The sequence below is a fragment of the Sphingomonas sp. NFX23 genome, from assembly GCF_049887795.1.
Lineage (GTDB): Bacteria > Pseudomonadota > Alphaproteobacteria > Sphingomonadales > Sphingomonadaceae > Sphingomonas.
Genome location: NZ_JAGEKH010000001.1, coordinates 202,667 through 227,264, shown reverse-complemented (window position 1 = coordinate 227,264; position 24,598 = coordinate 202,667). Strand labels below are relative to the sequence as shown.

Here is a 24,598-nt window from a genome sequence, read left to right as displayed (position 1 = left end):
CGCGTCTCCGCGTGAACCATCATGCAGCCTTCGCCACACTCAACGCCGCAGCGAGATCGAGCCGCCCATCATACAACGCCCGCCCGGTGATCACGCCCTCGACCCCGTCCCGCACATGCAAAGCCAGCACGTGGATCTCGGCAATCCCCTTCACCCCGCCACTGGCGATCACCGGAATGTCCACCGACCGCGCCAGGTCGACCGTCGCGTCGACGTTGCACCCCTTCAGCATCCCGTCGCGCCCGACATCAGTGAACAGCAACGACGCCACCCCCGCATCCTCGAACCGCCGCGCCAGATCGACCGCGCTCGTGGTCGACACATCCGCCCAGCCCTTGGTCGCGACCATCCCGTCCTTCGCGTCGACCGCGACGACGATCCCGCCGGGGAAATCCTTCGCCACGCCGCGCACGAACTCGGGGTCCTCCAGCGCCGCCGTGCCGATCACGACGCGAGATACGCCCAGGTCGAACCAGCCCTCGACGCTCGCCCGAGTCCGGATCCCGCCGCCAAGCTGCACATGCCCCGGAAACTGCGCGACGATCGATCGCACCGCATCGCCGTTGACCGAAGCCCCCGCAAACGCGCCGTCGAGATCGACCACGTGCAGATGCTCCGCACCCGCCTCGGCGAACAGCATCGCCTGCGCCGCGGGATCGTCGCCATAGACGGTCGCGCGGTCCATATCGCCCTCGGCGAGACGCACCACCTGACCCGCCTTGAGGTCGATCGCAGGAAAAATGATAAGGCTCACGGCCGCCACTCCAGGAAACGTTCGAGCAAGGCCAGACCGTAGCGCTGGCTCTTCTCAGGATGAAACTGCACACCGATCATCGTATCGCGACCGATCGCCGCGGTGACCGGGCCGGCATGCTCGGTAGTCGCAAGCACGTCGGAACCCTCGAACGCGAAGCTATGCAGGAAATACGCCTCGCCCGGCTCGATTAGCGGATGCGCCACGGTCGGCACGACGTCGTTCCACCCCATATGCGGCACTTTTGCTTCCATCGTCCCAGGCTCCAGCCGCCGCACGCGTCCCGGAACCCAGCCGAGCCCGGCATGGGTCCCCATCTCCTCCCCCGCCTCGGCCATCAACTGCATACCGACGCAGATCCCGAGAAACGGCGCACCCTCGTCGCGAACCCGCCGGTTCAGCGCCTCGACCATCCCCGGCACCGCGCGCAACGCCGCCGCGCAAGCGCCATACGCGCCCACCCCCGGCAACACGATCCGCTCGGCCTTGGCAACGACGTCCGCATCCGAAGTCACGATCAGATCGACACACCCAGCCGTCCGCAACGCGTTCTCGACCGAATGCAGATTCCCCGCACCGTAATCGATCAGCGCGAGCGTCACGCCAGCAACTCCGCAATCCCCGGCAGGACCATGCTCGCGGTGAACGCGGTGATCTCAGGCGTCGCAAGTCCGCCGCTCACGAACGGATCGGTCGCAACCACCGCCTCGACCGCCGCCTTCTCGCCACGGATCAGGATGACGCCGCCGGTACGCGGAATCTGCCTACCCGACGCCAGGAACACGCCTTCCGCATAGCCCTTGGCGAGCCATGCAACGTGCTCCTTCATCTGCGCATCGATCGCGTCCAGTGGCGCGACGTAGGTCAGTACGACCACGCACAACGGCGCGTCGGTCCGCGCAAACGGCTCGCTCACAAGATCCCCTTGGTCGACGGAATCGCGTCGGCCTTGCGCGGATCGATCTCGATCGCGGTCCGCAGCACGCGCGCGACACCCTTGAATGCCGCCTCGGCGATGTGGTGGTTGTTCGACCCGTACAGCGTCTCGACGTGCAGCGTGATCCCCGCCGCCTGCGCGAAGCTGTGGAAGAAATGCTCGAACATCTCGGTATCCATCCCGCCCAGACGCTTCTGCGAGAACAGATCCTTCCACACCAGCCAAGGCCGCCCGGAAATATCCAGCGCCACCCGCGTCAGCGTCTCGTCCATCGGCGAAAGCGCATCGCCATACCGCACGATCCCCCGTTTATCGCCGAGCGCCTGCGCAAACGCCTGGCCGATCGCGATGCCGGTATCCTCGACGGTGTGATGCTCGTCGATATGCAGATCGCCCTTGGTCCGCACGCGGATGTCGATCAGCGAGTGGCGCGACAATTGTTCGAGCATGTGATCGAAGAAACCGACCCCGGTCTCGACGTCGTACACGCCGGTCCCATCGAGGTTCACGGTGACGTCGATCGCCGTCTCGGCGGTGGAGCGGGTGATCGTGGCGGTGCGCATGCCACCTCCCATAACGTGCGCCACGACGCATGCAATCTTGACCGCCAATCGAATGACGCTACCCAAGGGAGATGACCGATGGACTGCCCGATAGCCTGATTCCGTACGACGAGATCGTACAAGAAGCCCTGCGTGCCGTGGTCGGCCGCGTGCTCGGCTCCGTCGCGGAGGCCGGCGGGCTTCCCGGCGAGCATCATTTCTACATCACCTTCAAGACGCAGGCACCGGGAGTCGACATCCCCAAGCGGCTGATCGAGCGTTTCCCGGACGAGATGACGATCGTCATGCAGAACCGCTACTGGGACCTCATCGTCGACGACGAGCGCTTCTCGATCGGGCTTTCGTTCAATCAGGTGCCCTCGAAGTTGGTGATCCCATACTCGGCGATCACTGCGTTCCAGGACCCGGCGGTAAGCTTCGAACTCCGCTTCCAAGCACAGGAAGGTGCGGAGGACGCGCTTGGCGACCACGACGAAGCGGAAAACGACGGCCCGACCGCAGTGCCGATCGAGGATGGCTCGAACGTCGTAGCCGTGGATTTCAAACGGAAGAAGTGACCCAAACTCCCTCGCCCCTTCGGGGAGAGGGAAGGGGCCCGCCGCACTTGCGGTGGGAAGGGAGAGGGGAGTGAGGCTAAAGCCGCTTTCTCCCAACGCCCCTCACCCTTCCGTCGCCTGCGGCTCCTCCCTCCCTCTCCCCAAAGGGGCGAGGGATCCCGCCAAGCCCCGGAAGGTTCTCCCTCTATGACCACCCGCACAGAAACCGACACGATCGGCCCGATCGAAGTCCCCGCCGCCGCCTATTGGGGCGCCCAAACCGAACGCTCGATCGAGAACTTCCCCTTCGCTCCCCGCGAACGCATGCCGATCGAGATCGTCCACGCGCTCGCGCTCGTCAAACAAGCCGCCGCTCGCGTAAACCGGTCGCACGGCCTCGACGAAACCATCGCCACCGCAATTGACGCCGCCGCGCAGGAAGTCATCGACGGCAAGTTCGACGACCAGTTCCCCCTCGTCATCTGGCAGACCGGCAGCGGCACGCAGTCGAACATGAACGCGAACGAGGTCATCGCCGGCCGCGCGAACGAGGTCCTCACCGGCACCCGCGGCGGCAAGTCCCCGGTCCACCCCAACGACCACGTCAACATGAGCCAGTCGTCCAACGACAGCTTCCCCACCGCACTCCACATCGCCGCCGCGATCGCCACGACACGCCGCCTGATTCCCGCCCTCGACAAGCTCCACGCCGCGCTCGACGCGAAGGCCAACGCCTGGGACGACATCGTCAAGATCGGCCGCACGCACCTACAGGACGCGACGCCGCTGACGCTCGGCCAGGAATTCTCAGGTTATGCGAACCAGCTCTACCGCTGCCGTCACCGTATCGAGCCCGCGATCAGCCACGGCATGGTCATTCTCGCGCAGGGCGGCACCGCGGTCGGCACCGGCCTCAACGCCCCCGCCCGGTTCGGCGACGCGATCGCGCACGAACTGGCGGAAATCACGGGCCTGCCGTTCGTCAGCGCGCGCAACAAGTTCGAGGCGCTGGCGTCGAACGATCCGCTCGTCCACCTTTCGGGCACGCTCAACACGCTGGCGGTCGCGCTGACCAAGATCGCCAACGACATCCGCCTGCTCGGCTCGGGCCCGCGCTGCGGCTTCGGCGAGATCGACCTCCCCGCGAACGAGCCCGGCAGCTCGATCATGCCCGGCAAGGTCAATCCCACGCAGTGCGAGATGCTGACGATGGTCGCGGGCCAGGTGATGGGCAACCACGTGGCGGTCACCGTCGGCGGGATGCAGGGCCATCTGGAACTCAACGTCTTCAAGCCGCTGATCGGCGCCAACGTCCTCCGCTCGATCGACCTGCTCGCCACCGCGATGGAAGGATTCGCCGAACGCTGCGTCGATGGCATCGAACCCAATCGCGGGCGGATCGCGGACCTGCTCGACCGCTCGCTGATGCTGGTGACGGCGCTAGCACCCGAGATCGGCTACGACGCGGCGGCGAAAATCGCCAAATATGCGCACGCCGAAGGGCTGACGCTGAAGGAAGCCGGCCTCGCGCTAGGCCTCGTCGACGCCGAAACCTTCGACCGCGTCGTCAAACCCGAGTCGATGTTGGGCCGGTAATCTCCCCACACCGTCATCCTGACGAAAGTCAGGAACCAGAGCCACGATCGGCCCGCTGAGTAATCCTGGGTCCTGACTTTCGTCAGGATGACGGATGACGGTGGGGCGCGGGAACCCAATCCTCCGCCAAACGCTAACCCGCCACACGGACAGGAGAAATTACGTGGGCGCAACGACCATAGGCGCGCTGATCGGCGCAGGCATCGACTCGCTCAGCGGCGACGACGGCAACGCGGACGGCGCGATCATCGGTGCGATCACCGCCAACGTACTCAAGATCGTCGTGCCCATTGCCGTGACCTACGCGATCGGCTGGGCAGTGCTGCGCGGTGCAGCGGAACTCAAGGACCAGGTTTTCGGGGAGTCAGAAGCATGATCGGACGTATTATCAGTGCATTGGTCGGCCGCGAGATGGGCCGTCGCGACGGCTCGGGTGGCGCCTCGGGCGCAGTAAAGGGCGTCGTGGCGATGGGCCTGATGCGCCGCATGGGGCCGCTCGGCATGATCCTCGGCGGCGGCTACGCAGCCAAAAAGGCGTATGACCGCAACAAGGCACGCAAGGCCGGCTATTAATCCGCCTTCGTAATACCACGCGCGGGCCGCGCATGGGTTGACGCCCATATGCGGTCCGCGGCAAGGGCGCGCATGCCCCACACACTTCCGTCCGACCCGCATGGTTTCCGTCGTCGCGGAGTCCTGTTCGTCCTGTCCTCGCCCTCCGGTGCCGGCAAGTCGACCATCGCGCGCAGATTGCTCGCGGACGAGCACGAACTCGAGATGTCGGTCTCGGTCACGACCCGGTCGGTGCGACCCGGCGAAGTCGACGGCAAGGATTACCACTTCACCGACCTCGAGGGCTTCCGCGACATGGTCGCGAACGACGAGTTTCTCGAATGGGCGCACGTCTTTAACCACCGCTACGGCACCCCCCGCGCACAGGTCGAGGAGCTGCTCGCCGCCGGTAAGGATGTGCTGTTCGACATCGACTGGCAAGGCGCGCAACAGCTATTCCAGATCGCCGGCGGCGACGTCGTCCGCGTCTTCATCTTCCCGCCCTCGATGGAAGAACTCCACCGCCGCCTCACCAGCCGCGGCACCGACTCGACCGAGGTGATCGAAGCCCGCATGTCGCGCGCGGCGAACGAGGTCAGCCACTGGGACGGCTATGACTATGTGCTGGTCAACGACGACGTCGACAGCTGCATCCGCGGCGTGAAGACGATCCTGGCGGCGGAACGCCTCAAGCGCTCGCGCCAAACCGGCCTGATCGGTTTCATCCGCCGCCTGACGCGCTAACCCGCTGACCCGTTCTCCTGCGAATGCAGGAGTCCAGGGTTACAGGCCGTAGCGTTTGGTATCCTGGGCTCCTGCGTTCGCAGGAGAACGCTTAGAGCAGCCCCAGAAACGTCACCCCGACTCCAAACTCCTTGCGCTTCAACTCGCGCAACTGAGTCGCCTGCCAGTCCTCGCCCCACATCTCGACCGACCAGTCCTCGTCGATCCCCGCCGCTGCCCAGGCCGCATCCGCATCGATCTCGCCCTCGATCAACGCCAGCCCGATCACCAGCGACCCGGTCAACGTCACCACCGGCGACAAGCCCGCCAGCCTAAAATCGTCATACGCTGCCACAGCCTCATGAAGCCGCGCGACCGTCGCGTCCGGTTGCGCAACGTGCATCACGCCCGCAGTCACCACGAACGTCACGTCATACCGCCCCCGCGCCCACGCCAGCAGCGGATCCCACGCCGCCGCCTGCCGCTCGACCAGCAAAGGAGGCCCCTCGGCGCGGTAGCAGAGCAGGTCGCTCTCGCCATACGCCGCCAGCCGCGCGGCAAACTGCGCAGGATCGTTCGCGATCGGATCGGTCGCGGCATTGGCTAGGCCGGTCAGCGGCATTGTCCGCGGGTTGATCGTCTCGCCGACCGCGCGCCACTCTTCCGCGACCGCCTCGGCCAGCGCATCGCTCGGCAACGCGAGCGGCCGCCGCCCTGGCGTCCGCACCGGTTTGCCGTCGAGCGTCACCACCCGATCCGTATCGATCGCGACGTCTTTCCAGAACCGCTTCACGCGTCAGGACTCCGCCAGCGATGCGCAAGACTGCGCGGCACGATCGCAATCATCGCCATCGCCGACAGCACGATCGCCGTCCCGAGGATCTTTGGCGCCCAGTCATGCGCGCGCGCGATCAGGATCAGCCCGAGCAGCGCACCTGCCACGCCCGCCATCCGTACGACGACCAACACGAACCAGCGCCGCTGCGCCAATTTGTCCGCGTCGGTCATGGCCGAGCCACCATATGCAGCAGGTCCGGCACGGCCGTCGCGACGACATCCGCCCCCGCGTCTGAAAGCTCGTGCACGTCGTGATACCCCCACGCGACCCCGACGGCGCGCACACCGGCCGCGCGGGCCATGGCCATGTCGAAGCTCGTATCGCCGATCATCGCGGTCGTCTCCACGGCAGCACCTGCCTCGGCGATCGCCGCGAGCAGCATCGCCGGATCGGGCTTCGACGGATGCCGATCCGCGGTCTGCAACGTCACGAACCGATCGGTGATCCCGTGCGCGGCAAGAATATGCGCGAGCCCGCGATCGGACTTCCCCGTCGCCACGCCGAGCGCCCAGCCGTCATCGGCGAGCGTCTCGATCACCTCGGCGATCCCCTCGAACAGTGGCTCGTCGGCCAGCTCACCACTCGCGCGCATCGCATGGAAGGCGTTCTTGTAGTCGGTGGCGAGCGACCGGTGCCGCGCATCGTCCGCCTCCGGCAGCAACACCTGCATCGCCTCGACGAGGCTTAAGCCCACGATCCGCCGAATGTCCGCACGTGGCGGCGGGATCAGCCCGGCGCCCTCGAACGCACGCTCGCAGGCGACACAGATATTCGCTTGGCTGTCGACAAGCGTCCCGTCGCAATCGAAGACGGCAAGACGGATCATGAGATTTTCCAACGCATCGCCGCCTCGTAGATCACGCGTGCACGCGAGGGAACGCCAAACCGGAACGCGCGCGCCTGCGAACGGTTCGTGTCGGATAGCTCTGGAGACTCAACGATGGCGCACGCACAGACCCACACCCCGAACATCTGGGCCGCCGCCGCTGCGGGACTGGTCGCCGGCTTGGCCGCGTCATTGGCGATGGACCTGTTCCAGGCCGGCATCGCCGCGCTGTCCTCATCGGATAGCGATGCGGAACCGGCGACGGAGAAGGCGGCGGACAAAGTGTCGCAGGTCGTGGTCGGCCACGACATCCCCGACGATCGCAAGCCGCTTGCGGGGCAGGTCGTGCATTACGCGCTCGGGGCAGGGCTGGGGGTCGCCTATGCGGTGGCGGCGGAATACCGGCCTTCGGTGACCGCCGGCTACGGCACCGCGTTCGCTGCGGCGACGACGGCGTTGCTCGATGAGGCGGCGGTGCCGGCGGTGGGGCTTGGCGATGCGCCGTGGAACACCACGCCGACCACGCATCTGTATAGCGCGGCGTCGCATATCGTGTTCGGGACGGTGACGGAGGGCGTGCGGCGGTTGCTGCTCGGGTGGCTGAGGTAGGGCGCTAACTGCGCTCACCAGTTCCCCCGCGAACGCAAGGGCCCAGGAGTCAAGCAGCGCGACGATCATGGCCCCTGGACCCCCGCCTTCGCGGGGGAATGCAATGCGCGGAGAAGCTAGCGCTAACCAAATACCCCACCCCGGCGAAGGCCGGGGCCTAGTTGGAACGGTGGCAATAACGGAGCGATGCCCTCCGTCAGCACGTCCCCCAACTGGGCCCCGGCCTCCGCCGGGGTGGGGCAACTATAAGATCAGCGCAAACGTACCCATTTCACCCGCTCCCCTCAGGGGAGAGGGAAGGGGCCCGCGGCCGCTTGGCCGTGGGAAGGGTGAGGGCACGCGTAAGCCGACGAGCATCAACTACCGAGTCCCAGGCCCACTCCGAGGTCCAGGCTTACCAGCCCCGCCCGGACGCCCACGCCCAGCCGGCTTGGCGCCCTCAACCCGAGGCCCGCTCCGCGGCGCTCCGAACTTCGACCCAGCCCCGGTCCGAGGCCCACCCGTCTTCGGCGCAGGCTTGCCCGTCGCCTTCTCCTCGACAACCCCACGCCCACGCCGCTCACCCTTACGGTCTTTCCGCACCGACTTCGCATGCGCCTTAGCCCGCGACTTCATCTGCTCGCGCGTCGGCGCGGTCTTCTCGTCGAGCACCAGGTCGTCGCCCTGCTTCTCCTCGAAACCTAATTGCTTGAGGCTCTCGGCGAAATGCGTCGGCAGCTCGGCAGTCACGTCGATCGACCCGCCATCCGGATGATCGACCTTGATGCGGCGAGCATGCAAATGCATTTTCCGCGAGATCCCGCCGGTCAGGAACGCAGCGGCCCCGCCGTACTTGCCATCACCGACGATCGGATGCCCGATCGCCGCCATGTGCACGCGCAACTGGTGCGTGCGCCCGGTAAACGGCTGCAACTCGACCCAAGCCGCACGGTTGCCCGCGCGCTCGATCACGCGGTACCGCGTTCGCGCCGGTGCGCCCTCGGCCTCGTCGACGTGCATCTTCTCGCCGCCGGTGCCCGGCTGCTTGGCGATCGGCAGCTCGATCATGCCGTCCTCGATCGACGGCACGTCGACCACCAGCGCCCAGTAGACTTTCCGCGCGGTCCGCCCTGAAAACGCCTTGGCGAAGAACGCCGCCGCTCGCGACGTCCGCGCCACCAGCAGCGCGCCGGACGTATCCTTGTCGAGCCGGTGGACCAGCTTCGGCCGCCCCTCGTTGTCGTATTGCAGCCCGTCGAGCAGCCCATCGACATGCTGCGTCGTCTTGGTCCCGCCCTGCGTCGCCAGGCCCGGCGGCTTGTTCAGCACGAATGCCTGGAAATCCTTGTGGATGACCATGCTCTGCGCGAGTTCGGTTTCCTCGTCGGACAGGATCACGCGCTCGCGGACGCGCCTGGGCTTGTCGACGTCGGCGGCGGCCTTGTCGGCTTCGGGCGGCGGCACGCGGAGCATCTGGCCTGCCGCTATCCGGTCGCCCGGCGTCGCACGCGCGCCGTCGACGCGGAGCTGCCCGGTGCGCGCCCACATCGCCACCGTCGTGAAGCTCGTGTCGGGCAGATGCCGCTTGAACCACCGGTCGAGCCGGATGCCGTCATCGTCGAACCCGACGTTGAACTCGCGGAAACCCGTATCGCTATCGCTTTTGCCCGCAGTCATGCGACGGCCCTTACTGCGGAAAGACCCGCGAACAACGCGGCGACCGAACCGATCACCGACACCAAAACATACCCGAACGCGACGCCGAATGCGCCCCGCTCGATCATCGTGACGACGTCCAGCGAGAACGCTGAGAACGTCGTGAATCCCCCCAACACGCCTACGCCGAGCAACAGCCGCCACGTTTCCGAAGCGGTATTGCGGGCGAGTACGCCAACCAGCACCCCCATCAGCAACCCACCGATCAGATTCACGGCAAGCGTACTAAAGGGATAGTCAGGGCCGAGCAACGACAGCATCGCGCGGCCGGTCAGATAGCGCGCGCCGGATCCGACCGCACCACCGACCATGACATAGAGAAGGGGAAGCATTCTCGCGCCCTAGCGTGAATCGGGCAAAACGGAAAGGTGGGGTTGAGGGTAGGGGTGCGCGCGTTATCCGCGTCAGTTCGAGATCACCGTGCGAGCCCTGTCCCAAAGCTTGTTTCCCCGCGAAGGCGGGGACCCAGTCTGGGCTCCCGCCTTCGCGGGAGAACAAGGAGGGAAGAATTGACGCCACCCACTACGCCACCACGCCGCACGCCACCACCCCGGCGAAGGCCGGGGCCCAATTGGAAAGGTCGGAGTAACGAAGGACGGCGCTCAATTAGCAACGTTTCCCAATTGGGCCCCGGCTTCCGCCGGGGTGGTGCACCTATCGCAACACCTCACCGCCCAGCGTTGGAAACCAGATCCACGTCGCTCCCGCCACCAGCCCGCGCCGTCACATACACCACGTAAGCGTCATTCCCCCGAACCCCGCCCAGCACATGCTGCTTGCCGTCGGTGCTATGCCCCGCCGAATACCCAGCCACGCTAGCCTTCGTAAAATACCAGTCGAGCATCTTCTGCATCGGCGCAGCACTCGCGAAACTCACCACGCGAAGGCGACACCCGTCCCGATCCGCCCCAGCAGCCTCGGTCAACCGCGCCGCCGGATACAGCGGCAGGTCCGCCGGCAACCGGTTAGCCCACCCCGCAGAATACCCAATCTTCTGCGCGCAAACCCCGGCATCCGGCGTCGTCTGCCGCTCCGCCAGTGCCCCCAGCGTCAGCGCGCCGTTCGCGGTCTTGCACTCCGGACAGTCGTTGGACGCTGCCGGCGCGCGCTTGAGAGTCCGCGGATCCACCGGATCGGCCTTGAGCGGACCTTCCGGCGGCACCGCGCCACTATCCGGCTGGGGAGGAGGCCGCACCGCGTCGGTATTCGACGACTGCGCCAGCCGGGGATCGACCATGATCTGCCCCCCCAGCGACGACGTCAGCGCCGGATCGCGCGCCGCGCCGTTGGTCAGCTCGGCATCGAGGCTGTTGAGATCCTGCTGGTCGGTCGACGACCGGTCGCACGCGACCAGCGCAAGCGGCAAAAGGATCAGGGCGGGGCGCAGGGGAAAACTCATCACCGCCATCCTATGCGCGAAAGACGGTGAAGAAAGCGTTTTCCGCATGTCCCCAGTCGAGCGCGTGACGCCGATCTTGCCCGAACCCATGCGACTCGCCATGTTCACTCTATGCTGAACATCGTCTCGATCCTCATCGGCCTCGTCACCCTGGTGCTTGGCCTCGTTGCGTTCATCCCGCTGCTCGGCTGGATGAACTGGCTCGTCATCCCGATCGGCATCGTCGGTGCCGCAGTCGGCGCGCTCTCGTCGAGCAGCGGCGGCCGCAACCTCAACATCGTGCTGATCATCATCTTCGCGCTCCGCCTCAGCCTCGGCGGCGGGATCATCTGACGCAAGAAGGGCCCGGCGTTTCCACCGGGCCCTCCTGATTGCGAAACCTACCCGCAATTATTCGGCGAGGTTGTGCTCCAGCGTGATCTCGGCGTTGAGCACCTTCGACACCGGGCAGTTCGCCTTGGCATCCGCGGCGATCGCCTCAAACTCTTCCTTCGAGATGCCGTCGACCTTCGCGTTCAGCGTCAGCGCCGACTTGGTGATCTTGAACCCGTCGCCATCCTTGTCGAGCGTCACCTTGGCGGACGTCTCGAGCGTGCCTGCCTCATAGCCCTTGCCGGCGAGCGCGAAGCTCAGCGCCATCGTGAAGCACGATGCATGCGCGGCCGCGATCAGCTCCTCGGGGTTGGTGCCGGGCTCGTTCTCGAACCGCGTGTTGAAGCCGTAGGGGCTGTCGGACAACACGCCCGACTGGGTCGAGACATGGCCCTTGCCGCTCTTGCCGAGGCCCTCATACTTTGCCGAACCGCTGCGTGTGGTCATCGTTTGATCCTTTACCTGGACAAGAAAAAAGGCGCCGCGGTTTCCCACGACGCCCTTACACAACGCGCAACTATCGAAATAGCGGCATCGATTTAGCCGATGAGTGTCAGCGGCAACGACGGTTATTGTTGCTCGTGCCCTTGTCGATCGCGCGACCGGCGAGGCCACCGAGAACGGCGCCGCCCAGCGTGCCGACCGTGCGGTCGCCGCGGGTGTCGACCGTGCGGCCGAGCAGTGCGCCGCCGACGCCGCCGATGATCGTGCCGGTCGTGCCGTTGTTCTTCTTGCAATAGACCCGGCCGTCGCGACCACGCCATTCGCGACGATCGCGCGCATCTGCGGCCGAAACCGGCACGAGGACGGTCGGCAGGACCATTGCGCTGAGGCCCATGGCCAGAACGAACTTACGCATCATGTAACTCCCTAGTGAATTGATCTGTTGATGTAACGAGGGGACTATACCGCCAGTTGCATGAACCAAAAACAACACGGCGTTCATCTTCGGGACCGGCATCGGCGCATTGCTATCAACAGCCGACGGGCATCATTCCGCGGTCCCGCTTTACGCTGGATGGCAGGCCGGTTAGGCCGCCGCGATGTTGCCCGTGCCCTTGCCCGTCGAGATCCTCCCCGTCGCCGCCCCCTGGTTCGACTTGGCCGGGCTCGCGGTGTTCGCCGCGTCGGGGGCGCTCGCCGCGGCCAAGCGCGGGCAGACGTTCGTGACGCTCGTGTTCTTCGGGCTTATCACCGGCGTCGGCGGCGGCACGGTGCGCGACCTGCTGATCGGCGCACCAGTGTTCTGGGTGCATGACGCACGCGCCGCGAGCGTGTGCCTGGGCGTGGCACTGCTGATCTGGGTGACGCCCGAGCGGTGGTGGAAGGACGAAGCGCTCGGCTGGTTCGACGCGGTCGGGCTGGCGGCGTATGCGGTGTACGGCGCGGCCAAGGCTTTGGGGTATGGCGTGCCACCGGTGCCGGCGGCGCTGATGGGGGTGATGACGGCGTGCGTCGGCGGTATCATCCGCGACGTGCTGGCGGGCGAGCCGTCGATACTGATGCGACCGGAGCTGTACGTGACGGCGGCGGCGCTGGCGGCGGCGAGTTATGTCGGGCTGGTGTTGTTGGGGATGCCGCTCGGGTTGTCCGCGGTGATTGCGGCGAGCGCCGGCTTCACCCTGAGGGCGGCCGCAATCCGCTTTCATCTAGCGCTGCCTGCGTACGGCGGCCGCCGCTAACCTCACCGACCTTTACTATGTTTCCCCGCGAAGGCGGGGACCCAGTCTGGGCTCCCGCCTTCGCGGGAGAACAAGGATGGGTGGGCCGGTGGTTGGGCTTGAGCCGACGGTCCGATCTTACTCGATCCAATCTTGCGCGCCTGATCTCTACTTGTTGAGAGCGACACGCTCCAACGCAGCAACCACCCCGACATTCGCAAATCGCTTCGGCTCCACCGGCGGCACCGCAGGCTCGTTCAACTCACACTGCCAATGCCCGACATCGATCCACTGCCCGTTCTTGTACCCGACCTCCCGGTACACCCCGGCCCGTCGAAACCCGACCGCCTCATGCAGCTTGATCGACGAATCGTTCGGCAGCGCAATCGCCCCGATCGCCTGCGTAAACCCCTGAGCCCGCAGCGTATCGATCAGCGCCTCGTACAACAGCCGCCCCGCACCCTGACGCTGCGCCGCATCCGCGACATACACCGTCGTCTCGCACGCGAACCGGTACGCCTCGCGCTTGTGAAACGGCGCGGCATAGGCGTAGGCAAGCACGCCGCCCTCGGATCCGATCGTCGCGACCAGCCACGGATACAGCCCGTCCGACGCGGCCATCCGCGCGCGCATCTGCCGCGCATCGGGTGCTTCGGTCTCGAACGATACCGTCCCGACCAGCACGTGCGGCGCATAGATCGCCGCGATCGACGCAGCGTCCTCGGGGACCGCCGCCCGGATGACGATCCCGCCGCCGTTGCCAGTTGCGGGGATCGCCATCAGAACCCGATCCGTGCCAGCAGCAGATCGAGCAGCTTGGCATCGCCGATCCCCGCGCTCGTCGGCCCCATCCCGCCACACTCCAGGCAGCGCGCCTGGATCGCGCCCGAGGTCGCCAGCCGCTTCATGTCACCAACGGCGCGCGCGAGCATCTGGCGCCGGTCCGCCGCGACATGCGCGAACGCATCGCCACCACCTGCATCATCGTCGCCGTCACTGCCGAAATCCTGCGCGATCGTCGCGAGGAAGCCCGGCTTCTTCTCCAGATATTCGGCATGCACCTTCGCCGGATCGAGCTTGGCGCGTTTAGCCGCCTCGTCGATCGCGTCCTGCAACGTGCCGAACCGGTCGACCAGCCCGATCTGACGCGCGGTGCCGCCATCCCAGACGCGGCCCTGGCCGATCTCGTCGACCCGCGCCGGCGTCATCTTCCGCGATGCCGCCACGCGCGAGACGAACTGGCGATAGCCGTTCTCGATTCCCGCCTGCGCAATCGCGTCGAACATCGGCGTGGTGCCGCCGGTGATGTCGGGCTGGCCCGACAGCGGCGTGGTCTTCACGCCGTCGCTGGTCACGCCGATCTTGGCGAGCGCGTTCTCGAACGTCGGCACGACCCCGAAAATGCCGATCGAGCCGGTGATCGTGCCGGGCTCGGCGAAGATCACGTCGGCGGGCGTCGACACCCAGTATCCTCCGCTGGCCGCCAGCCCGCCCATCGATACGACCACGGGCAGCTTCTGCCGCTTGGCTTCGAGGATCGCGAGCCGGATCTGCTCCGACGCCATCACCGAGCCACCCGGCGAGTCGACGCGCACCACCAGCGCCTTCAGCGTCTTCTTGGCGAGCCCGTCGAGCACCGCCTTCTCGATCGTCTTGCCTGCCGCCTTGCCGGGGCCGCTCTCGCCGTCGACGATCTCGCCCGCGATCGTCAGTACGCCGATCGAATCGCCCGCCGTGGGGAGGGGATTGGCCTTTACCCACGCGTCGTACTTGATCGCGGTGTAGTTGCCCGCCGGCTTGGTGGCGTCGCTGCCGGCGATCTCCGCCACCCGCCGCCCGAAGCTGGTCCGATCGCCGAGCTTGTCGACGATGCCCGCGCGCAAATTCGCCTCGGCGATGTTGCCGTTCGCCGCGAGGATCACCTTGTCGGGCGCGGTCATGAACTGAGCGATCTGCGCCTTGGGCCGTGCTTTCGCGACGGCCTCGCGCCACTGCGCGAACAACGTGCCGTACAGCGCGGTGCTCGCCGCCTTCGCGTCCTCGCTTTGATCCGCCCGCGTGTAGGGCTCGACGAACGACTTGTAACGGCCGACGCGGTAGACGTGCGCGTTGACCCCGAGCTTGTCGATCAAGCCCTTGTAATAGAGCTGGTTGCCGCCCGGCCCCATGAAGATCGTGCCCCCCAGCGGGTTGACCCAGATCTCGCTCGCGTTCGCCGCCAGACGGTAGCCGCCATCGGTGTACGCGGTCGCATAGGCGAGCACCGGCTTGCCGCTCGCGCGCACCCGCGCCAGCGCATCGCCGACCTCGCCGAGGGCCGCCGGATACGCGCCGCCGAAGCTGTCGAGATCGAGCACGACCACCTTCACGCGAGCATCGGTCCGCGCGGTGTCGATCGAGCGGACCACGTCGCGCAGGCGAAATTGCCGCGTCCGGCTCTGCCCCGACAGTGCTGCGAACGCGGCCTGCTCCTCGGGCTGCTCGACGATCGAGCCGTTGAGGTCGAGGACCAGCGCGCCATCCTTGATCGCCGTGGTGCTCTGCCGCGCGTTGAGCGCCGCGAAGATCAGCCCGAAGAACAATAGCATCGCGATCAGGACGAGCGCATCCTTGATCGCGACAAGGAACTTCCACACGCCCCGCACGAGCCGCCATTTCCGCCGCGGCGGGCGGGCAGGGTCGACATAGGAGGGGGCGTAGGACGGCGCAGCGGTATCGGTCATGGGACGAGAGCTAGAGCAACGGGGCGCACAGGTAAATGCCCTGTATTACGCGTCCAACACAGGAAGCGTTCTAGCCCTCACATCGGCCCCAATCACCACGCAATCCCCCTCCCGCTTGCGGGAGGGGTTAGGGGAGGGGCGTCCTACGAGCACCCGGCCAAGAAACCCCTCCCCCGACCCCTCCCGCAAGCGGAAGGGGAGCAGAAGGCAGCATCCAACCGCCCAAGTGTTCTCCTGCGAACGCAGGAGCCCAGGATACCAGGCACCGCCCTCCGCCACCCTGGGCTCCTGCGTTCGCAGGAGAACGGCAGTGCTGTCGTTCAATGCTCCTCAGCCACGATGCCCGAATACCACGCTCGCCCGAAAAAATTTCACCCCCGGAACCTTTGACATGCCGCACCCCGAGGCACATATGCCGTCCGTTGGCACTCGATAACCTCGAGTGCCAGAAATCTGTCACAATCCAAAAGGACATGGACCCCATGAACTTTCGTCCGTTGCATGATCGCGTGCTGGTGAAGCGCCTCGAAGCCGAAGAGAAGACGGCTGGCGGCATCATCATCCCCGACACCGCCAAGGAAAAGCCGCAGGAAGGCGAAGTCGTCGCCATCGGCACCGGCACTCGCGCCGAGAACGGCACGATCACCCCGCTCGACGTCAAGACCGGCGACAAGATCCTGTTCGGCAAATGGTCGGGCACCGAGGTCAAGGTCGACGGCGAAGACCTTCTGATCATGAAGGAATCTGACATCCTCGGGATCGTCGGCTGACTTCTGCCGGGTTACCTTGGTGTAACCTAATCGTGACTTTTCAACTTATACGAAAGGGCAGCTAGCATGGCTTCCAAAGACGTAAAATTCGGTCGTGACGCGCGTGAGCGCATCCTCCGCGGCGTCGATATCCTCGCCGACGCAGTCAAGGTGACCTTGGGCCCCAAGGGCCGCAACGTCGTCATCGACAAGAGCTTCGGCGCACCGCGCATCACCAAGGACGGCGTCACCGTCGCCAAGGAGATCGAGCTCAAGGACAAGTTCGAGAACATGGGTGCGCAGATGCTGCGCGAAGTGGCCTCGAAGACCAACGACATCGCCGGTGACGGCACGACCACCGCGACGGTTCTGGCGCAGGCCATCGTTCGCGAGGGCATGAAGTCGGTCGCAGCGGGCATGAACCCTATGGATCTGAAGCGCGGCATCGATCTCGCCGTCATCAAGGTCGTCGAGGACGTCAAGGCGCGTTCGAAGCCGGTTTCGGGTTCGAAGGAAGTGGCGCAGGTCGGCATCATCTCGGCAAACGGCGACCGTGAAGTCGGCGAGAAGATCGCCGAAGCCATGGAGAAGGTCGGCAAGGAAGGCGTGATCACCGTCGAGGAAGCGAAGGGTCTCGAATTCGAGCTCGACGTCGTCGAGGGCATGCAGTTCGACCGCGGCTATCTGTCGCCGTACTTCATCACGAACCCCGAGAAGATGACCGTCGAGCTTCAGGATCCCTACATCCTGATTCACGAGAAGAAGCTGTCGAACCTGCAGGCGATGCTCCCGATCCTGGAAGCCGTCGTCCAGTCGGGTCGTCCGCTCCTGATCATCGCAGAAGACATCGAGGGTGAGGCTCTGGCCACGCTCGTCGTCAACAAGCTGCGCGGCGGCCTGAAGGTCGCAGCGGTCAAGGCACCGGGCTTCGGCGATCGTCGCAAGGCGATGCTCGAGGACATCGCGATCCTGACCAAGGGCGAGATGATCTCGGAAGACCTCGGCATCAAGCTCGAGACCGTCACGCTCGGCATGCTCGGCACCGCCAAGCGCGTCACGATCGATAAGGACAACACCGTCATCGTCGACGGTGCCGGCGATCACGACACGATCAAGGGCCGCACCGAAGCGATCCGCCAGCAGATCGAGAACACGACCAGCGACTACGACAAGGAGAAGCTCCAGGAGCGTCTCGCCAAGCTTGCCGGCGGCGTTGCCGTGATCAAGGTCGGTGGCTCGTCCGAGGTTGAGGTCAAGGAGCGCAAGGACCGCGTCGACGACGCGCTGCACGCAACCCGCGCAGCCGTTGAAGAAGGCATCGTCCCCGGCGGCGGTACGGCTCTGCTGTACGCAACCAAGGCGCTTGATGGCCTCGAGGGTGCGAACGACGACCAGACCCGCGGTATCGATATCGTCCGCAAGTCGCTGACGGCTCTGGTTCGCCAGATCGCGCAGAATGCGGGTCATGACGGTGCGGTGGTTTCGGGCAAGCTGCTCGACGGCAACGACTCGAACATCGGCTTCAACGCCGCGACCGACACGTACGAGAACCTGGTGGAAGCCGGCGTGATCGATCCGACCAAGGTCGTCCGCACCGCGCTGCAGAACGCAGCATCGGTCGCAGGCCTCCTGATCACGACCGAAGCGGCCGTGAGCGAAATGGCCGAAGACAAGCCCGCCATGCCCATGGGCGGCGGCGGCATGGGCGGCATGGGCGGCATGGACTTCTGATCCGCAGGGCGGCCGTAGCCACCCTGGCTACGGACTCGCTCGAGGACGGCCGGCGGGTCGGCGGCGCAAGCCACCGATCCCGTCCGACGAAAGCAGCGGCTTTGCCGCTGCTCGGTTCCAAGCCAAACACACCGACCAAAGCAAAGGGCCGGGGAGCAATCCCCGGCCCTTTGTTTGTCTACCCAACCAGCGTATGTCCCCCGTCATGGCGAGCGACCCGCACTACCGGCTGCTGACAGCCGAGGAATTCCTCCAGATCGATTTCGGCGCCGACATGAAGGCCGAACTCGACAACGGCGTCATCCGCATGATGGCCGGCGGCACACGCGATCATTCACGCGTACAGGTGAACCTGACGGCGTTCGTCCGTTCTGCCCTGCGCGGCTCGGGCTGCACACCCTACGGCTCCGACATGGCAGTCCGGACGCAGGATCGATCGGTGCGCTACCCCGATCTCACCATCGACTGTGGCGCGCCCGGCGACCGGCCCGACGATCTGACCCTGTCCGATCCTCGCGTCATAATCGAGATACTATCCCCCTCGACCCGACACTTCGATCTGACCGTCAAGAGAGACGAATACCGCGCGATCGATTCCGTCGACACGCTCGCCTTCGTCGACGTCGATGCCGAGGCGCTGTCGGTTCACCAGCGGATCGAGGGCGGCTGGATCGAGACGTTGTTCTCGACTTCGCTGGACCTCGTCATTCCCTCGCTCGGCCTTACGATCCCCCACGCCGAAATCTTCGCCCGAGACTGACTCGCTACTTGGTCGCTGCCCCGTCCGTGGCAATCTGGTCCAGCGCACGCCACACCACTGGCGCGATGTGGCTCAAGTCGAAGCTGTGATACGCCTCACCGTCGATCGGCACGACCAACGCCTTGCCACCAGCCGCCGCGCGCAACCGATCCGCCGCGGCGAACGGCACGACCTCGTCCTTGCGACCGTGCATCAGCAGCACCGGCACCGTCACGCGACGAATAGCCGCAACATTGTCGAACGCCGCTGCATATAGGCCACGCTCCAGGCCAGGCACGAACCGCGCGAAAGAGTCGAACGCGCCGAGCGTCACGACTCCGTCGACGCCCGCTCCGGCCGATAGATCCGCGGCCACGTGCAACGCCACTGCGGCGCCGAGTCCGTCGCCAAACAGGAAGTGCTTGCCGTCTGGCACGAGCCGTTGCGCCAAATCCACGAACGCGCGGCCATCCTGGTACAGTCCGCGTTCGTCCGGAACGCCCGGATTGTCGCCATAGCCTCGATACGACGCGACGAGGACGCCTCGGCCGTCACGCGCGAAGGCCTGTGCTGCCTTCGCCGCGATGTCGCGATTGCCCGCACGTCCTGGGACATAGATCAGCACCGCGCCGCCCGGTGTTTCCGGCGGCCAGAACAAGCCGTGCAAATGAACTCCGTCAGCCGCGATTGCTTCGACCAGCCTTGGCGTCCGTCCGGTCCATGTCGGCGTCGTTGCGAGCGGGGCAGGCTGGTACAGCGAACGGCCAACCGGATTGACGCAACCGGCGAGCATCGTGAACAGTATCGCCGCCGCAATCAGGGAAAATCCGCCCCGCCTCAGGCGTTGCCTTTCCTCCACGCGCAGGCCCAGCCTGGCGTTTGCCGCAGCATCGATCATCGCACCCTCTCTATTTGCGGCGATACTAAGATCTGCCCGTCGATTGGGCTCCAGAAATTCTTTCCAATTCAGAGGTTTGTAATTCAGTTTCTTCCGCTCTCACGCGGAAGGTGCAACCGCCATGGGTTCGCGCTACCATCGCGCAATGACCGCAGGACGCATCGATCAGTTGACCGAAGCCCAACGCGCCTGTCTCCGGCTCGTACTAACCCATCATAATTCGAAGGAGATCGCGCTGATCGTCGGCGTGTCGCCGTCAGCGATCGACAAGCGGATCGAGCGTGCGATCCAGATCCTCGGCGTCGGGACGCGGTTCGAGGCGGCGCGTCGCCTGCAGGAGCACGAGCGCGGTGGGGCCGACGACGCCCTGCTCGTTCGCGACCGCCTTCCCTCCTACCCCGACGCCCGTGCCGAGCCAGTATTACCTTCCGACCCGGCCGCCGCATACGAACGGCTACCATCCGAACCACTCGACGTTCCCCCCGGCCCCTCCAAGTCTGCAAGCAGTGATCAGAGCGAGCCGCGGGGGTTTGTTCGCCGCTTCCTCGGGTTGTCCGGTGGCAGCGGATCGACGGGGGGCGCGCGCAATCGGTTTTCGATCGGCGACAGGATATTTCGACTGCTTGCACTCATGGGACTGATCGCTGTCACGTCGATGGCGGTGGTCAATATGGCGATGACGTTGACGACGCTGTTACGATCGAACCGAGAGCAGAACGCTCCTGAGCACGGCACCGCAACGTCGGTGCCCAGGGGAGGAATTTCGATGTTGAGAGAACGCCGCCGCGCTGCCGACAGGGTAGCCAATGACTTTCTCGAGGCAGAGGCCGCGGTCGACAAGGCCGCGATGCTCACCGCCTCGTGCATGGCGACACTGATGCAGCAACGCGTCGCTGCGAACCTGCCGCTCGGCACGGGCGCCGCTGCATTGCAGATGGTCTCGCAGGCGTCGTTCGAGATGGTCGCCGTCCGGCAGCGCTTCATCGAAGCGCACCGTTCGCTGGTCGACGTCCGTACCGAGATCGGTCTCGGCCAGTTCTACGGCTACGGCGATACCGCGGAATGCCCGCCGAACGAAGGCGCGCTGCGGCTTGCAACCGACTTCGACGCCCCGGTCCATCTGGCCGCGGTCGCCTGAACGACCGACTACGGTCCTGCGGAGGTAAGAGTTGGATCGGGTCTGGGTGTTCTACGCGATACAGTTGACCGCATCCGGCTATGCGCTCCTGCGGGGCGGGGCACCGGAGCGGTTGACGGGCCTGGCCCTGTTGCTGGCGGCGCTTTCCACCAGCGTCATCCAGCGCGACATCCCGGTATTGTTCGCCGGGACGGAGGTCGGTGTCATGGTCGTCGACCTGATCCTGCTCGTCGTGATGATGGTGATCACGTTGCATGCCGATCGCTTCTGGCCAGCCTGGGTCACCGCGCTCCACGCATTGGGGACGGGGGCTCATCTGGCCAAGGCGATCAGCCCCGACGTCATCCGGCTCGTCTACGCCGTCCTCTCTGCCGTCTGGAGTTATCCCATCGTTCTGCTTCTCGTGATCGGGACGGTCAGGCATTCGCGGCGGATCCAGGCCCAGGGCTGGGATCTCGACTGGAGCCGTCAGGACCGCACGATCCGATAAGCGAATTCGGAAGACGTTTATGACTTACGCACTTGCCATGGCGCCAATCAATATCGCCAAGCGCGCGACGCCGTTCGCCGTATCGGATACCGTTCTGGTCGATATGGCCCGGCGGCTGTACGAACTCCGCAAGGTCCGGGATGCGATGCTCGGCGATGCACTGTTCTCGGAACCTGCCTGGGACATCCTGCTCGACCTGTTCATCTCGGAACACGAGCAGCGCCGGCTGAGCGTCTCGGCGGTCTGCATCGGCGCACGCGCGCCGTCGGCCACCGCGCTACGCTATCTGACGATGTTGCAGGAAGCGGATCTGGTCGAACGCATTCGCGATGCCCGCGACGGCCGCCGATCGCATGTCCAACTCACCGCACTTGGTAGATTGCGCATGGCGAACCTGCTGAGTCGCCTGATCGACGCGTAGCCGGGCAGGAGAACGCGAAGGGCAGGTCGCCTTTAAACAGCCGGAACCTGCCCTTCGCCGGGCCCTAGCGTGCCGCCGCTGGCTGGTGCGGCGTCACGATCTTCACCAGCGGATTGACCGCTTGGCGGGTCGGCAGGGGACCGGACGCGGTCAATGTCTTCGCCGCATCGTTCCAACGAAGAGCAGCGCTAGATCCGCTGCCCTTCTTGTAACCATTGGTCACGCCGTCATCGTCGTACAGCGTGAAGCTCGCGTCACGGCCGGGATAGACCTTGATCGTCTCGAGCGCCTGCTTCGTCGCAGTGCTCGGCACCTGCACGCCCATCGGCACGATGGAACCCGCGCGGACGAACAGCGGGATGCGGTCGATCGGCGCTGCGGCCACGATCGTCTGACCACCGGCATACCGCTGATCGGTCCAATAATCATACCATTCCGACCCGTCCGGGAGGTAGACCTTGCGGTTTGTGGCGCCTTGTTGCGTGACCGGTGCGACCAGGAAGGCCGGACCGAACATATATTCGTCGCCGATCGTCGCGACGGCGGGGTCGTTCGGGAAGTCCATGAACAGCGCGCGCATGAACGGCGCGCCCGTCCTGTAGGTCTGATAGCCGAGCGAATAGAGATACGGGATCAGCGCATATCGCAGCTTCAGGAAGCTCGCGAGCACCGGTTCGGCCGCCGCACCATAATCCCAGATCGCCGTCGCCGGACGCTGGCCGTGAATGCGCAGCGTCGGCGTGAAGCTGTTATACGCGAACCAGCGCGTGAACAGTTCGGGATAGTCGCTGTAGCTCGGTGACATCGCGGTCGCACCCGCCGGATCGAGCAACGGCGCATGCTCCGCCTTCGGCCCGTTCGGGTACTGCCATCCGCCGGTGTCGCTGCTCCAATAGGCCATGCCGGTCGCGGTAAAGCCGAGCCCCGCGGGAACTTGGCGGTGCAGCGTTTCCCAGTTCGCCTGCACGTCCGACGACCAGAACAGCGCGCCGTTCCGCTGCGTCCCAAGATAGGCGGCTCGCGCGAGGATCAGGTTGCGGAAGTCGGGCCGGTCGCGCGCGGACCCTTCCGCGACGCTGTTGGTGTGCACCAGCGGATAGAGATTGTGATACCGGTCGCCCGACCCGATCGAGAAGAAATTGCCGTCCGGCACGAGATCCGGCTCGGTCTCGTCGAGCCAAAACCAGTCGAAGCCCTGGCTCGCGATATTGTCGCGGATCCGGTCCCAGAACCAGCCGCGCGCATCCGGGTTGGTCGAATCGAGCAGCGCGCCGGCGCGGTCCGAACGGATAGGCAGGCCGTCCACCACGCCGCCGTCCTTGTCCTTCAGCAGCCACCCCTTGGTGCCCAGGAAATTGAAATAGCGCGATTCCTTCTCGAACCGCGGCCACACGCTGATGATCGAATGCATCCCCATGTTCTTCAGCGTGGCGTTCATGCCCTTGGGATCGGGGAAATAGGTGCGGTCGATGTCGAGTTGGCCCATTCGCGTCCAGTAGAACCAGTCGAGCACCATCACGTCGAGCGGAAGGCCGCGCTTCCGGTAGCCGTTGGCGACACCGAGCAGTTCGGCCTGCGTCTCGTAGCGTGCCTTGGACTGGATCAGCCCGAATGCGGCCTTTGGCGGCAGCGGCGTCGCGCCGGTCAGCTTGGCATAACCGGCGTACAATTCGTCGGTGGTGTTGCCGGTGATGACGAAGAACGACACGCGCTCGCCGACGTTCGACTGCCAGTGCGTCGAGTTCGACAGGCCGGGGGAGACGGTGGTCGCCGATGGGTTGTCCCAGACGATGCCGTAGCCCTTGTTGGTGACCATGAACGGCACGCACACCGTTTCGCCCGCAGGCGCGTCGTAGTTGTGGCGGCAATCGATCGTCCGCCCCTTGAGATCGAGCACGCCTTCCTGGTTCTGGCCGAGGCCGTAATAATGCTCGTTCGGCTGCACCGCGAAGCTCGCGCCGACGCGGAACGTCTTCTCGCCGTTGACGGTCTGCGGCGACATCTCCCAGCCGGTCATCTCGGCGATCGTCGATCCATCGGGCTTGCGCACGGCGATCGATACGGGCGGCAACGACGGCGCGAAGTACCGTTCCATCTGCGACGGCGCCTTGGGCCAGGGCTGTGCCTTGACGGTCAGCGCCATCGCGCTGGAGGCGAACACGTCGCCGCTTGCGTCGGTGCGGTGCGTCCAGCCGGTCGCGTCCGCCTTGGTGTTGGGGCCTTCGCCTGGTGGCGCATCGGCAAGCGCGCGGTCGAGCGAGATCGTCACGCGGACGATGTTCGGCGCATAGGGTTCGATCGCGACGAGGCTTCCGTTGCGGTCGAGCGTCGCGAGCGGATCGGCCTTTGCATGCGTCATGATTGCCGACGTCAGGCACGTGCCAATCAACAGGAGGCGCGCGGCACAAGGGAGGGTCGGCATAGTATCGTATCTTCCGTAAGCTCAGGCCGCGCTGGCGCCGTGTTCACCCGCAAGCATGCTCGGCTTGCAGTCGGAATGCCAGATATCACGTGGTCGTAAATCGGCTCGGGATGCGCGAACGGACAGGGGGCAATGTGACGGGTTCGGAAGTGGCGATGTCGCTCGGGGGTAGGCTAGTCGCTGCCGATCAGGCATGGCGTCTGCGTCTAACGAGGTGAGCGAGCAG

Annotated in this window: 30 protein-coding genes; 14 read left to right on the top strand and 16 right to left on the bottom strand. The window is 65.6% G+C overall.

Features of this window, described 5'->3' with window-relative positions:
* Window positions 1–19: 19 nt before the first annotated feature.
* From hisA to hisB, 4 genes are read right to left on the bottom strand one after another with little or no spacing between them, the layout of a single operon-like run.
* Window positions 20–754 carry a 1-(5-phosphoribosyl)-5-[(5-phosphoribosylamino)methylideneamino]imidazole-4-carboxamide isomerase gene (gene hisA, locus J4O76_RS01050; RefSeq protein WP_120301399.1) on the bottom strand — a complete coding sequence of 245 codons (735 nt, stop codon included), beginning with the start codon at window positions 752–754 and terminating at the stop codon, window positions 20–22.
* Window positions 751–1,356, bottom strand: a complete 606-nt coding sequence (gene hisH, locus J4O76_RS01045; RefSeq protein ID WP_426279798.1) for an imidazole glycerol phosphate synthase subunit HisH — start codon at window positions 1,354–1,356, stop codon at window positions 751–753. The genes hisA and hisH overlap by 4 nt, the downstream gene beginning before the upstream one ends.
* Entirely contained in the window at window positions 1,353–1,670 is a 318-nt protein-coding gene (locus tag J4O76_RS01040; RefSeq protein ID WP_253071257.1) for a YciI family protein, read from the bottom strand. Before J4O76_RS01040 ends, hisH begins: the two co-directional genes overlap by 4 nt.
* Complete coding sequence (gene hisB, locus J4O76_RS01035) at window positions 1,667–2,254, bottom strand: imidazoleglycerol-phosphate dehydratase HisB (protein WP_426279796.1); 588 nt, start codon at window positions 2,252–2,254, stop codon at window positions 1,667–1,669. The genes J4O76_RS01040 and hisB overlap by 4 nt, the downstream gene beginning before the upstream one ends.
* A 71-nt stretch (window positions 2,255–2,325) precedes the next feature.
* Here hisB and J4O76_RS01030 point away from each other — a divergent pair, with 71 nt between their 5' ends.
* From J4O76_RS01030 to gmk, 5 genes are all read left to right on the top strand, one after another.
* Window positions 2,326–2,811 (top strand): SspB family protein, encoded by a 486-nt coding sequence (locus tag J4O76_RS01030; RefSeq protein WP_056489744.1) that lies wholly within the window; start codon window positions 2,326–2,328, stop codon window positions 2,809–2,811.
* A gap of 186 nt (window positions 2,812–2,997) precedes the next feature.
* Window positions 2,998–4,386: a class II fumarate hydratase gene (fumC, locus tag J4O76_RS01025; RefSeq protein ID WP_426279794.1), complete on the top strand. Its 1,389-nt coding sequence runs from the start codon at window positions 2,998–3,000 to the stop codon at window positions 4,384–4,386.
* Between the two features lie 163 nt (window positions 4,387–4,549).
* A complete protein-coding gene (locus J4O76_RS01020) occupies window positions 4,550–4,762 on the top strand; it encodes a hypothetical protein (protein WP_426279792.1) in 213 nt (70 codons plus the stop codon).
* Window positions 4,759–4,959: a hypothetical protein gene (locus J4O76_RS01015; RefSeq protein WP_056052077.1), complete on the top strand. Its 201-nt coding sequence runs from the start codon at window positions 4,759–4,761 to the stop codon at window positions 4,957–4,959. Before J4O76_RS01020 ends, J4O76_RS01015 begins: the two co-directional genes overlap by 4 nt.
* Before the next feature lie 72 nt (window positions 4,960–5,031).
* Window positions 5,032–5,682: a guanylate kinase gene (gmk, locus tag J4O76_RS01010; protein ID WP_426279791.1), complete on the top strand. Its 651-nt coding sequence runs from the start codon at window positions 5,032–5,034 to the stop codon at window positions 5,680–5,682.
* A gap of 91 nt (window positions 5,683–5,773) precedes the next feature.
* Here gmk and J4O76_RS01005 read toward each other — a convergent pair whose 3' ends face one another.
* Genes J4O76_RS01005 through J4O76_RS00995 form a run of 3 tightly spaced genes read right to left on the bottom strand, consistent with a single transcriptional unit; the run spans window position 5,774 to window position 7,325 of the window.
* Window positions 5,774–6,454 carry an ATP12 family chaperone protein gene (locus J4O76_RS01005; RefSeq protein ID WP_426279789.1) on the bottom strand — a complete coding sequence of 227 codons (681 nt, stop codon included), beginning with the start codon at window positions 6,452–6,454 and terminating at the stop codon, window positions 5,774–5,776.
* Entirely contained in the window at window positions 6,451–6,669 is a 219-nt protein-coding gene (locus J4O76_RS01000; RefSeq protein ID WP_426279787.1) for a hypothetical protein, read from the bottom strand. Before J4O76_RS01000 ends, J4O76_RS01005 begins: the two co-directional genes overlap by 4 nt.
* Window positions 6,666–7,325 (bottom strand): HAD-IA family hydrolase, encoded by a 660-nt coding sequence (locus J4O76_RS00995; protein ID WP_426279785.1) that lies wholly within the window; start codon window positions 7,323–7,325, stop codon window positions 6,666–6,668. Before J4O76_RS00995 ends, J4O76_RS01000 begins: the two co-directional genes overlap by 4 nt.
* Window positions 7,326–7,439: 114 nt before the next feature.
* Here J4O76_RS00995 and J4O76_RS00990 point away from each other — a divergent pair, with 114 nt between their 5' ends.
* Window positions 7,440–7,934, top strand: a complete 495-nt coding sequence (locus J4O76_RS00990) for a DUF1440 domain-containing protein (protein WP_426279783.1) — start codon at window positions 7,440–7,442, stop codon at window positions 7,932–7,934.
* Between the two features lie 360 nt (window positions 7,935–8,294).
* Here the strand turns inward: J4O76_RS00990 and J4O76_RS00985 are convergent, their stop codons facing one another.
* The 3 genes from J4O76_RS00985 to J4O76_RS00975 all read right to left on the bottom strand — a co-directional run bounded on the left by J4O76_RS00985 (window position 8,295) and on the right by J4O76_RS00975 (window position 11,028).
* The gene (locus J4O76_RS00985) at window positions 8,295–9,590 is read right to left on the bottom strand and encodes an RluA family pseudouridine synthase (RefSeq protein ID WP_426279781.1); all 1,296 of its coding nucleotides are present in this window, start codon (window positions 9,588–9,590) and stop codon (window positions 8,295–8,297) included.
* Window positions 9,587–9,961 (bottom strand): fluoride efflux transporter CrcB, encoded by a 375-nt coding sequence (crcB, locus tag J4O76_RS00980; protein ID WP_426279779.1) that lies wholly within the window; start codon window positions 9,959–9,961, stop codon window positions 9,587–9,589. The genes J4O76_RS00985 and crcB overlap by 4 nt, the downstream gene beginning before the upstream one ends.
* A 335-nt stretch (window positions 9,962–10,296) precedes the next feature.
* Window positions 10,297–11,028, bottom strand: coding sequence for a hypothetical protein (locus tag J4O76_RS00975; protein WP_426279778.1), 732 nt, complete (start codon window positions 11,026–11,028; stop codon window positions 10,297–10,299).
* A 111-nt stretch (window positions 11,029–11,139) separates the two neighbouring features.
* On the opposite strand from J4O76_RS00975, the gene J4O76_RS00970 reads away from it, so the two are divergent.
* Complete coding sequence (locus J4O76_RS00970; RefSeq protein WP_056052052.1) at window positions 11,140–11,361, top strand: hypothetical protein; 222 nt, start codon at window positions 11,140–11,142, stop codon at window positions 11,359–11,361.
* Window positions 11,362–11,418: 57 nt separating this feature from the next.
* Here the strand turns inward: J4O76_RS00970 and J4O76_RS00965 are convergent, their stop codons facing one another.
* Together J4O76_RS00965 and J4O76_RS00960 are read right to left on the bottom strand one after the other, a co-directional pair.
* A complete protein-coding gene (locus tag J4O76_RS00965) occupies window positions 11,419–11,847 on the bottom strand; it encodes an OsmC family protein (protein ID WP_426279776.1) in 429 nt (142 codons plus the stop codon).
* 106 nt (window positions 11,848–11,953) lie between these two features.
* The gene (locus J4O76_RS00960) at window positions 11,954–12,259 is read right to left on the bottom strand and encodes a glycine zipper 2TM domain-containing protein (RefSeq protein WP_056489725.1); all 306 of its coding nucleotides are present in this window, start codon (window positions 12,257–12,259) and stop codon (window positions 11,954–11,956) included.
* 184 nt (window positions 12,260–12,443) lie between these two features.
* Here J4O76_RS00960 and J4O76_RS00955 point away from each other — a divergent pair, with 184 nt between their 5' ends.
* Complete coding sequence (locus J4O76_RS00955; RefSeq protein WP_353434969.1) at window positions 12,444–13,082, top strand: trimeric intracellular cation channel family protein; 639 nt, start codon at window positions 12,444–12,446, stop codon at window positions 13,080–13,082.
* 147 nt (window positions 13,083–13,229) lie between these two features.
* Here the strand turns inward: J4O76_RS00955 and J4O76_RS00950 are convergent, their stop codons facing one another.
* Window positions 13,230–13,841, bottom strand: coding sequence for a GNAT family N-acetyltransferase (locus J4O76_RS00950; RefSeq protein WP_426279773.1), 612 nt, complete (start codon window positions 13,839–13,841; stop codon window positions 13,230–13,232).
* Window positions 13,841–15,784 carry a signal peptide peptidase SppA gene (sppA, locus tag J4O76_RS00945; protein ID WP_426279771.1) on the bottom strand — a complete coding sequence of 648 codons (1,944 nt, stop codon included), beginning with the start codon at window positions 15,782–15,784 and terminating at the stop codon, window positions 13,841–13,843. Before sppA ends, J4O76_RS00950 begins: the two co-directional genes overlap by 1 nt.
* A 482-nt stretch (window positions 15,785–16,266) precedes the next feature.
* Between sppA and groES the strand changes: the two genes are divergently transcribed.
* The 3 genes from groES to J4O76_RS00930 all read left to right on the top strand — a co-directional run bounded on the left by groES (window position 16,267) and on the right by J4O76_RS00930 (window position 19,024).
* The gene (gene groES / locus J4O76_RS00940) at window positions 16,267–16,554 is read left to right on the top strand and encodes a co-chaperone GroES (RefSeq protein WP_056052039.1); all 288 of its coding nucleotides are present in this window, start codon (window positions 16,267–16,269) and stop codon (window positions 16,552–16,554) included.
* 66 nt (window positions 16,555–16,620) lie between these two features.
* Window positions 16,621–18,264 carry a chaperonin GroEL gene (groL, locus tag J4O76_RS00935; protein ID WP_056052034.1) on the top strand — a complete coding sequence of 548 codons (1,644 nt, stop codon included), beginning with the start codon at window positions 16,621–16,623 and terminating at the stop codon, window positions 18,262–18,264.
* Between the two features lie 205 nt (window positions 18,265–18,469).
* Window positions 18,470–19,024, top strand: coding sequence for a Uma2 family endonuclease (locus tag J4O76_RS00930; protein ID WP_426279768.1), 555 nt, complete (start codon window positions 18,470–18,472; stop codon window positions 19,022–19,024).
* A 4-nt stretch (window positions 19,025–19,028) separates the two neighbouring features.
* On the opposite strand, the gene J4O76_RS00925 is transcribed toward J4O76_RS00930, so the two are convergent.
* Window positions 19,029–19,901 (bottom strand): alpha/beta hydrolase, encoded by an 873-nt coding sequence (locus J4O76_RS00925; RefSeq protein ID WP_426279766.1) that lies wholly within the window; start codon window positions 19,899–19,901, stop codon window positions 19,029–19,031.
* Window positions 19,902–20,046: 145 nt separating this feature from the next.
* Here J4O76_RS00925 and J4O76_RS00920 point away from each other — a divergent pair, with 145 nt between their 5' ends.
* The 3 genes from J4O76_RS00920 to J4O76_RS00910 are packed head-to-tail and all read left to right on the top strand — an operon-like array spanning window position 20,047 to window position 21,950.
* Complete coding sequence (locus J4O76_RS00920) at window positions 20,047–21,039, top strand: sigma factor-like helix-turn-helix DNA-binding protein (RefSeq protein ID WP_426279765.1); 993 nt, start codon at window positions 20,047–20,049, stop codon at window positions 21,037–21,039.
* A 31-nt stretch (window positions 21,040–21,070) separates the two neighbouring features.
* A complete protein-coding gene (locus J4O76_RS00915) occupies window positions 21,071–21,529 on the top strand; it encodes a hypothetical protein (RefSeq protein ID WP_426279763.1) in 459 nt (152 codons plus the stop codon).
* 37 nt (window positions 21,530–21,566) lie between these two features.
* The gene (locus J4O76_RS00910) at window positions 21,567–21,950 is read left to right on the top strand and encodes a winged helix DNA-binding protein (RefSeq protein ID WP_426279761.1); all 384 of its coding nucleotides are present in this window, start codon (window positions 21,567–21,569) and stop codon (window positions 21,948–21,950) included.
* 64 nt (window positions 21,951–22,014) lie between these two features.
* On the opposite strand, the gene J4O76_RS00905 is transcribed toward J4O76_RS00910, so the two are convergent.
* Complete coding sequence (locus J4O76_RS00905; RefSeq protein ID WP_426279759.1) at window positions 22,015–24,309, bottom strand: TIM-barrel domain-containing protein; 2,295 nt, start codon at window positions 24,307–24,309, stop codon at window positions 22,015–22,017.
* Window positions 24,310–24,598 lie beyond the last annotated feature (289 nt).